Genomic DNA, 8,106 nt, shown 5'->3' with positions numbered 1-8,106 from the left:
ACACCCAGCCAACCAGACACCCCAATCACAGGCCGACAGCAGCTGACCGTTCTACACCCTCAATCATGAAGAGCCAGATTACCCGCTGGTTCCACCCACTTTTGCACCGCCGCCCGCTGTGCCCGCGGGCGCAGTCACCACTGCTTCCCCTGTCCAGGTGTTCCGATCACAATTTCGCGCGGGTCCTGCTCCGTGGTGGCGACTTCGAAGGCCTGGTCACTGTAGATCTCAGTCGAGTACTCCTTGCCATCGCGATCGAAAGCGATCTCGTTGATCCGCAAGGTCGTCGTCCACTTCCACTGAGCGTTCCGTTCGGTGAGTTGTTGGACTGACTCGTCACAGGCTGCGCAGCCCTCGCTCTCCTCGTCGACGTGGGCTTCACACGGTTCGAAATCCGTCTGATACACGCGTCCCGGATCCCAGAGATGAGCAGCCGGCGGCCAGTCAAGCTCAACCCATTGCCCCGGTTCCACGCCAAATATGCCGATCGCGTACTCCAAAGCCGTTTTCTGGTCGGCGTCCGTCCAGCGAACGGTCGGAGGAAGGGCGACGTCCTCGATAGCACCTTCATAATCCGCGGGGTTACCTACTGGCGCAGGCAAATCCACCTTTGCTTCAGCAGCGCGGTCATACCACTGCAGGGTGCTGAGCTCGTCGTGTGGAACCGAGGTGTCGACTGGATCGGTTATCTCCGCTTCGAGATACGCCCAGCTGTTCCGCACCTCGTGTACCAGTCGCGGCGGCAACCTGCCGACGATCTCCCTTGTGATCACCAGTTCCTCGGCGCGCTCGTCAAGCCAGTCGGGGTCAGCTCCCGAGGTCCGCAGCTCTTCAAGGGTCCGCCGCTTTATCTCACGCAACCGGTCGACTTGAGCCGCAGCAGCTTCCTCGCCCGCGAAGTCTGAACGTCGCAGATAACGCTCCTGCACCGTCGCAAACACCTGAGACAGCCGATCAGCCATGCCTCTCCCCTTCTGTCGATCGGCGCGCCCGCTCGGCGTACTGGGGCGCCAGCTCCTCCATCTGCTCAATCACCTGCTTGATCGCCGCTGGCTGTTTATCCGGCGGGTACTTGTACTTGACCAGCAGCCGCTTGATCGACGACCGAAGCTTCGCCCGCACGTCATCGCGGACCGTCCAGTCGGTCTTGGTGTCACGCTGCATCACTGCCACCAGTTCGCGGGCGATCTGGGCCAGCACGTCCTCGCCTTGAATCTCGACGGCCGACTCGTTGTCGGCGACCGCATCGTAAAACGCGAGCTCGTCATGGGACAGCGGCGGTGTGAACTTCTTTCCGCGGTCGCCCTCAGCGGCAACCTCTTTGGCCATCTCGACCAGCTTCGCGATCACTTCGGCCGCCGTGATCTGCTGGTTGGTGTACTTGCGCATCAGCTCGGCAACCCGGTCGGAGAAGGTGCGCTGGCGCACGAGGTTGTTCTTGGTGACGGCACCCAGTTCTTTGGTCAGCAGGGCCCGCAACGCCTCGATGGCCAGGTGCGGATTCTCCGAATCACGCACCTTGGCTTCGAACTCAGGCGTGAGGTCCGACAGCGAGGGTTTGTCAAGGCCGGCCGCCTGATAGATGTCGACAATGCCACCGGCGGCCGTCGACTCATCGACAAGAACCGACAACAGCCTCTTGATGTCTTCGGGGATCGGCTTACCTTCGGCCTGGCGCTGCTGGGCGTCGAACTTTCCCATCACCACCCGCACCTGCTCGTAGAACTTGACGGTCTGCCGCAACTCGTCCAAGGTCTGGTTTCCGGCGCACAGTGACCACGCCCGCGCCAGCTGCGCGGACAGCGTTCGGAACCGGTCCCCGAGTGTGGGCTCCGTCTGGTTTCCGGGCGTGCTGGGTGCGCGCAAATAGCCAGCGAGGTTTACCGCTGTCTTCAGCCAACTAGCTTGGCCCGAGGCAACTTTCGTCCGCCAGTCGTATCCGCCGCAGAGCTCGTCGAGCTGACCGATCAGTGCCGTGGTGAGCGCGACAGCCTCGTCGATGTCCCTGCCGACGGGCTGCTCTTTGCGGTCGGTCTCGGTGTACTCGGCAAGCGCGGCGGCCAGGTTGTCGACCAATGGGGCGTAGGCAACCAACAGACCCGACGGTTTGCCGCGGAAGGTCCGATTGACCCGGGCCAGAGTCTGCATCAGCAGTGCACCCTTCAGCGGCCGGTCCAGATACAGCGTGTGCAACGGCGGTGCATCGAATCCCGTGAGCATCATGTCCTTGACGATGACGATCTGCAGCTTGTCGGCCGGATCGCGCAGCCGCTGTTGGATTGCCTTGTTCTGGGCTTCTCGGCGCACATGTGCAGCGATGTGCTCGGGATCCTGGCGGGAGCCGGAGTACACGACTTTAATGACGCCCTCGCTGTCCGCGTCGCTGTGCCAGTCGGGCCGCAGACGGATGATCTGGTCGTAGAGCCGGGCACAAATCTCCCGGGTAGCACCGACGATCAAGGCCTTGCCCGGAGATTCGATGAAGGGGCGCATCGCCTCTGAGCGAGCTTCCCAGTGCGTGACAATGTCTTCGGCCAGCTTGGCGAGTCGCTCGGGTGCGCCGTAAATCGCGTTGATGACGGCGACGGATTTCTCGATCTGGGCACGTTCGACATCGTCGAGGCCGAGAGTCGCCTCGTCGACCGCGTGATCGAGATCGTCTTCACTGAAATCCCTCGACCAGCCGACCTTGGCCAGCCGCGGCTCGAAAAACACTGGCACCGTTGCCTTGTCAGCGACCGCACGGGTCAGGTCATAGACATCGATATCGGGACCGAACACGTCGCGGGTGTCGCGATCCACCCCGGAGATCGGTGTGCCCGTGAAGGCGATGAACACTGCGTTGGGCATGGCGTCGCGGATGTGCCGGGCATAGCCGTCCAGGTCGTCGTAATGGCTGCGGTGCGCTTCGTCCACAATGACGACGACATTGCGCCGGTCTGTCAGCAGCGGGTGGTCGGCACCGGATTCACGTTCCTGTGCAGTGAGGTTGAACTTCTGCAGTGTGGTGAAGTAGATGCCGCCGGTAGCGCGATTGGACAGCTCGTCGCGCAGCTGTGCGCGCTTGGTGACCTTGACCGGGGACTCGGCAAGCAGCCGGGACCGGTTGAACGTCTCGTAGAGCTGGGAGTCGAGTTCTTTGCGGTCGGTGACGACGACGATGGTCGGGTTCTTGAGCTTCGCCTGCTGGGCGACCAGGTGGGTGTAGAGCTCCATCTCCATCGACTTGCCGGAGCCCTGGGTGTGCCAGACCACGCCGGCCTTGCCGTTGGTCTCGGCGGCCTGCACTGTGGACCCGACCGCCTTGGTCACCGCAAAATACTGGTGCGGCTTGGCGATTCGCTTGGTCAGGCCGTCGCCGTCCTCGTCGAAGGCGGTGAAGTTGCGCTGCAGTTGCAGGAACCGCTCGGTGTTGAACAAGCCATCGATGAGCGTTTCGAGTTCGATGGGGACATTTTCGTCAACGCCCAGGTCACCGACTTTGACGAGCTTGCCATCATCGTTGACATTCCACGGCGCGAAATGCTCCAGGGGGGTGAACGGTGTCCCGTAACGGGCGGAGATGCCGTCACTGACGACGGTGAGCACCGCGAACCGGAACGCCATCGGGAATTCCCGTAGATAAGTCTGCAACTGGGCGTGCGCGGCGGTTATGTCGGCATGTTCGGCGCCCGCCTGCTTGAGTTCGATGATGGCGACGGGCATTCCGTTGAGGTAGAGCACGATGTCGAAGCGGCGATGCTTCTCCGCGGTGCGGATCGTAACCTGTTGCACAGCAAGGAATTCATTCTCTTCAGGGCGGTGACTCACCAGCCTGATGGTGGGGTTCTGCTCGATCCCGTCAGGGTCGATATAGCTGATACCGCGGTAACCCTCCACCAGATACATGTGCAATCTGAAGTTTTCGGCGATGGCCTCCTGCGACCGCGGCTGAATGATCGCTGCCCGGGCATGGTCCAGGTACTCGCCCGGCACATCGGGATTGAGTTCGCGCATCCTGGCGAGCATGCGGTCGGGCAGCACGATGTCGGCCCAGGACTCCCGGCCGTTCTCGGTGCCGGGAGCGATCTGAGCTCCAGTCATGACGGTCCACTCGTGCTCACCGAGGGTGTCGAGGGTGACCAACTCCCAATCGGCTTCGCTGAACCCGGTCATGTCGCATCTCCTTGGTAGGTACCGCTTTCCAGCTCCGCCTCGAGCTCTTCGACTGTGGGCAGGCTGGTTTCGAGTTCGGCGGGCAGACTCGCTGTGATTGCGGTCTTCCATTCGGCGACACCGATCGGCGCGGTGTATCCGCGCAGCGCGTATTCGGCGACGACGTTGTTCTTGGTCTTGCAGAGGACGAGCCCGATCGTGGGTTTGTCGTCGCGGTGGCGCAGCAGATCATCGACCGCTGCCATGTACATACCCAGCTGCCCGAGGTAGCTGGGGTCGAAGTCGCCCACCTTTAGTTCGATCACCACGAAGCAGCGCAGCATCAAGTGGTAGAAGATCAGGTCGGCGTAGAAGTCGGCGTCGCCGATCTCGAGGTGGACCTGACGGCCGACGAAGGCGAATCCCTGACCGAGTTCGAGAAGGAACTTCTCGACGTGTTCAGTCAATGCGTGTTCGAGGTCGTGCTCGCGCCGGATATCAGCGATACCGACGAAGTCGAAGAGGTACGGGTCGCGGGTGGCCTGCTGGGCGAGGTCTGAGTCGGTCGGCGGCAGAGTTCGAGCGAAGTTGGTGATAGCCTGCCCGGCTCGCTCATGGAGTCGACCATCAATGTGGTGGACCAAGACGTTCCGGCTCCAGCCCTCTTCGAGAGCCGCCTGTGCGTACCATAACCGCAGGTCAGAACTCTCCAGCTTATCCAGCAATGCGATGTGGTGGTACCACGGCAATTGTGCAAGCCCCGCTTGCACAATTGGCCCACCGGGCCACGCCGCAGCGAAGGCCCGCATGTACTTCAGGTTGCGGGGCGAGAATCCCTTGGCGTCTGGAAAGCGTTCACGGAGATCCGCAGACAGCCGGTCAATGACGCGGGTCCCCCAGCCCTCCGCATCCTGGCGGGCAAGAATCTCCTTGCCGACGGCCCAATATGTGGCGACCAACTGTTGGTTGGCCGCTGCGACCGCACGCTGACGTCCGGCACGCACGCGGTGCGCGACAGCGTCGAGGAGTTCCTGGTACCAGTCGGGGGTAACCGACTGGACAGGCATGTCGAGAAAACGCGGGTTGCTGTGGCGACCTTCTTTGCGGGTCATCACAACACCTCAGACACAACGGCTTGCGCGTCTCTAACCCGCAGCTTGCCGGACATCAGCAGGGGTAGGAGTTCATCGCGCGTTCGGGCGAGCACGCCAGACGCAGCATTGACCGAATCCGTGAGTTCATGGATGGCCCGTGCAAAGACTGAATACCGGACTGCAGCCTCCGGACTAACTACGGGCACTTCATACGAGTCGATCGCTCCGCGCCCCAGATGGAGGACCGTGGTTCCACTGGCACGGGATCGGCAGTGCTCACGGAACTCGGGACGGCGAAGCGCTGCAAGCAAATACTCCGACGGCATTCCGTCTTTGGGTCGCACGATCGCTAGATCAAGCGACGCGACTCTGGTGTCGTACGTCGAACGCCCCGGCACGCGAACAGCTCGGCCGATCACATCACCGCTTTGCGTAATGTCTGTCTGCGCGATAATCACATCACCTGAACGGAGTTCTTGCTCCGAGCGATAAGGGCCAACAAATGACTTATAGCCATTGTCAACAAAGGTGCCGTCCCGGTCGATCGACTTTAGTGTCACAAGTGCCGCCGTCGATAAACCGAGATGCGCGCTCCGATACGACACCCCCTTCACGACAGTAGCAACTTCTGTCAGCTTGGCGGACATCGACGTCGCCGTGATCAGCGCGTTAGCTCTGGCATCGATGAGTCTGGCTGCCGTCTCCACCAGTTGGCCATTCGCAACGATCTTGTCGTCAAGGGCGCCCAACACCTGGGCGATCGCCCGCTGCTGTCCGGCCGATGGTAGGTGAATACAAAGCCGCAGTTGATCACGCAGACTGAAATAAGGAGCCATATCAGTGCCGAACGCAAGTTGTCGAAGTTGCCGATCGAAGGCCTCACTACGCGCCCAGTAGTACAGGAAAACGGGATCGATTCGGTCTTTGTCAAGAGGCCGCCAGTAGCTCAAGTGAGGGGAATAGACGAAGTCTGGGGCATCCGCGGGAACTTGCCCGACACGGCCGACGCTATTCCCCTTTGTAGTGATAACCGTATCGCCAGCCTTGCCACGTTTTGTCTGGACAGGTGCGGTTCTTTGAAACGCATCCAGGCCCTTCCAATCGAAACCACGATCGGTGAGAGCACCTGCCCTCAGAAACAACGGCCCGTCTCCGTTCAACTCCTTGAGCTTGGCTCTATATCCGTCGCCAATCTCGATCGAACCGTCGTCAACGAGTTCTCGGAATGTCGTTCCAGCGCCCCTACACATCGATCCGCCCCAACTGCGCCCGCACGACCGTTTCCAACCGCGCCGACTCATCGAACGCCGCAAGCAATTCCGCCTTCAACCGCGCGATCTTCTCGTTGATCGGCTCGCCGTCGTCCTCGACTGCCGCCGCCCCGACGTATCGGCCCGGCGTCAACGCATAATCGGCGGCTTTGATCTCCGCCATCGTCGCCGACTTGCAGAAGCCCGGAACATCTTCGTACGTAATCTTTTTCGCGGCTGCCGACGAAGACCCGCGCCAGGCGTGGTACGTGTCGCCGATCCGGACGATGTCCTCATTGCTCAGCGCGCGCTCGGCCCGGTCCACCATGTAGCCCAACTCGCGGGCGTCAATGAACAGCACCTGCCCAGACCTGTCTACCGACCCCTGCTTGCCCGCTGTCTTGTCTTTCGCGAAGAACCACAGGCACACCGGGATACCGGTGCTGCGGAACAGCTGGGTCGGCAACGCGATCATGCACGACACCAAGTCTGCTTCGACTATCTGCGCCCGAATATCGCCTTCGCCGTTGGAGTTCGATGACATCGACCCGTTGGCCAACACTACGCCGGCTTTTCCGCCGGGTGCCAGCTTCGACAGAATGTGCTGCAGCCACGCGTAGTTCGCGTTGTTCGTCGGCGGCACGCCGTACCGCCAACGCCCATCTTCCTCGTTGCGAGCCCAATCCTTGATGTTGAATGGCGGATTGGCCATGACGTAGTCCATTTGCACATCGGCATGCTGATCGCGCGCGAAGGTGTCGCCCCATCGGGCACCGAGCCCCTTGTTGTCGATGCCGTGGATGGCGAGGTTCATCTTCGCCATCCGCCAGGTCTCCTCGATGCTCTCCTGCCCGTAGATCGAGATGTCCTTCGGGTCACCGTCGTGCTCATAGATGAACTGCTCGGTCTGCACGAACATGCCACCCGAACCACAACAGGGGTCGTACACGCGCCCACGAGTGGGCTCCAGCACCTCGACAATCACCCTGACCACGCTCCTCGGCGTGAAGAACTCTCCACCCCGTTTGCCTTCGGCGCGAGCGAAATTGCCGAGGAAGTATTCGTAGACCTCGCCCATGAGGTCGCGGGCCTTGTGCTCACCCTGTCGACTGAACCGGGCGTTGTTGAACAGGTCGATCAGCTCACCGAGGCGTCGCTGGTCGACGTTGTCACGGTTGTACAGTCGCGGCAAGGTGCCGACCAGTGTGGGGTTTTCTTTCATCACCGCGTCCATCGCCTCATCGATGAGCTGGCCGATGTTCTTGGCAACCTCGCCACCGGTGGCCGGTTTCCCTTTTGCGTTCTCCGCCAAGAACTTCCACCGCGCGATAGGCGGCACCACGAACACGTTGTACCCGTGGTACTCCTCCGGGTCGTCGATCAAATCGTAGATCTGCGATTCGTCCATCCCATCGGCTTCAAGCTCAGTGCGAATGTCCTCGCGACGTTCGTCGTAGGCATCGGAGATGTATTTGAGGAACACCAGACCGAGGATCACGTCCTTGTACTGGTTAGCCGACAGCGATCCACGCAGCTTGTCGGCGGCCTTCCAGAGCGTATCTTTCAGTTCCTTCATGGTCGACGGTGCCTGTGGCTCAGTCTTTTTCCGGGGAGGCATCGTGGCCCTT

5 protein-coding genes are annotated in these 8,106 nt (G+C 61.3%); all 5 read right to left on the bottom strand.

Annotated elements, in window-relative coordinates:
* Positions 1-134: 134 nt before the first annotated feature.
* On the bottom strand, positions 135-962 hold the full coding sequence (locus ACJH7A_RS24355; protein WP_212811746.1) for a hypothetical protein: 828 nt from the start codon (positions 960-962) through the stop codon (positions 135-137).
* A complete protein-coding gene (locus tag ACJH7A_RS24350; protein ID WP_212811747.1) occupies positions 955-4,155 on the bottom strand; it encodes a type I restriction endonuclease subunit R in 3,201 nt (1,066 codons plus the stop codon). Before ACJH7A_RS24350 ends, ACJH7A_RS24355 begins: the two co-directional genes overlap by 8 nt.
* Complete coding sequence (locus ACJH7A_RS24345) at positions 4,152-5,246, bottom strand: YhcG family protein (protein ID WP_212811748.1); 1,095 nt, start codon at positions 5,244-5,246, stop codon at positions 4,152-4,154. Before ACJH7A_RS24345 ends, ACJH7A_RS24350 begins: the two co-directional genes overlap by 4 nt.
* On the bottom strand, positions 5,246-6,388 hold the full coding sequence (locus ACJH7A_RS24340) for a restriction endonuclease subunit S (protein ID WP_133426053.1): 1,143 nt from the start codon (positions 6,386-6,388) through the stop codon (positions 5,246-5,248). The genes ACJH7A_RS24345 and ACJH7A_RS24340 overlap by 1 nt, the downstream gene beginning before the upstream one ends.
* Positions 6,389-6,470: 82 nt before the next feature.
* Complete coding sequence (locus ACJH7A_RS24335) at positions 6,471-8,096, bottom strand: class I SAM-dependent DNA methyltransferase (protein ID WP_133426052.1); 1,626 nt, start codon at positions 8,094-8,096, stop codon at positions 6,471-6,473.
* Between the last annotated feature and the right edge of the window lie 10 nt (positions 8,097-8,106).

Origin of the sequence: Mycobacterium sp. SMC-17, assembly GCF_045310915.1 — a bacterium.
GTDB lineage: Bacteria > Actinomycetota > Actinomycetes > Mycobacteriales > Mycobacteriaceae > Mycobacterium.
The sequence above is the reverse complement of the archived record's forward strand: the minus strand, read 5'-3'. Positions and strand labels throughout refer to the sequence as shown.

What these genes read in the sequence shown, in the direction of transcription:
- ACJH7A_RS24355 (WP_212811746.1), bottom strand. Translation starts at nt 962, where the DNA reads ATGGCTGATCGGCTGTCTCAGGTGTTTGCGACGGTGCAGGAGCGTTAT.
- ACJH7A_RS24350 (WP_212811747.1), bottom strand. Translation starts at nt 4,155, where the DNA reads ATGACCGGGTTCAGCGAAGCCGATTGGGAGTTGGTCACCCTCGACACC.
- ACJH7A_RS24345 (WP_212811748.1), bottom strand. Translation starts at nt 5,246, where the DNA reads ATGACCCGCAAAGAAGGTCGCCACAGCAACCCGCGTTTTCTCGACATG.
- ACJH7A_RS24335 (WP_133426052.1), bottom strand. Translation starts at nt 8,096, where the DNA reads ATGCCTCCCCGGAAAAAGACTGAGCCACAGGCACCGTCGACCATGAAG.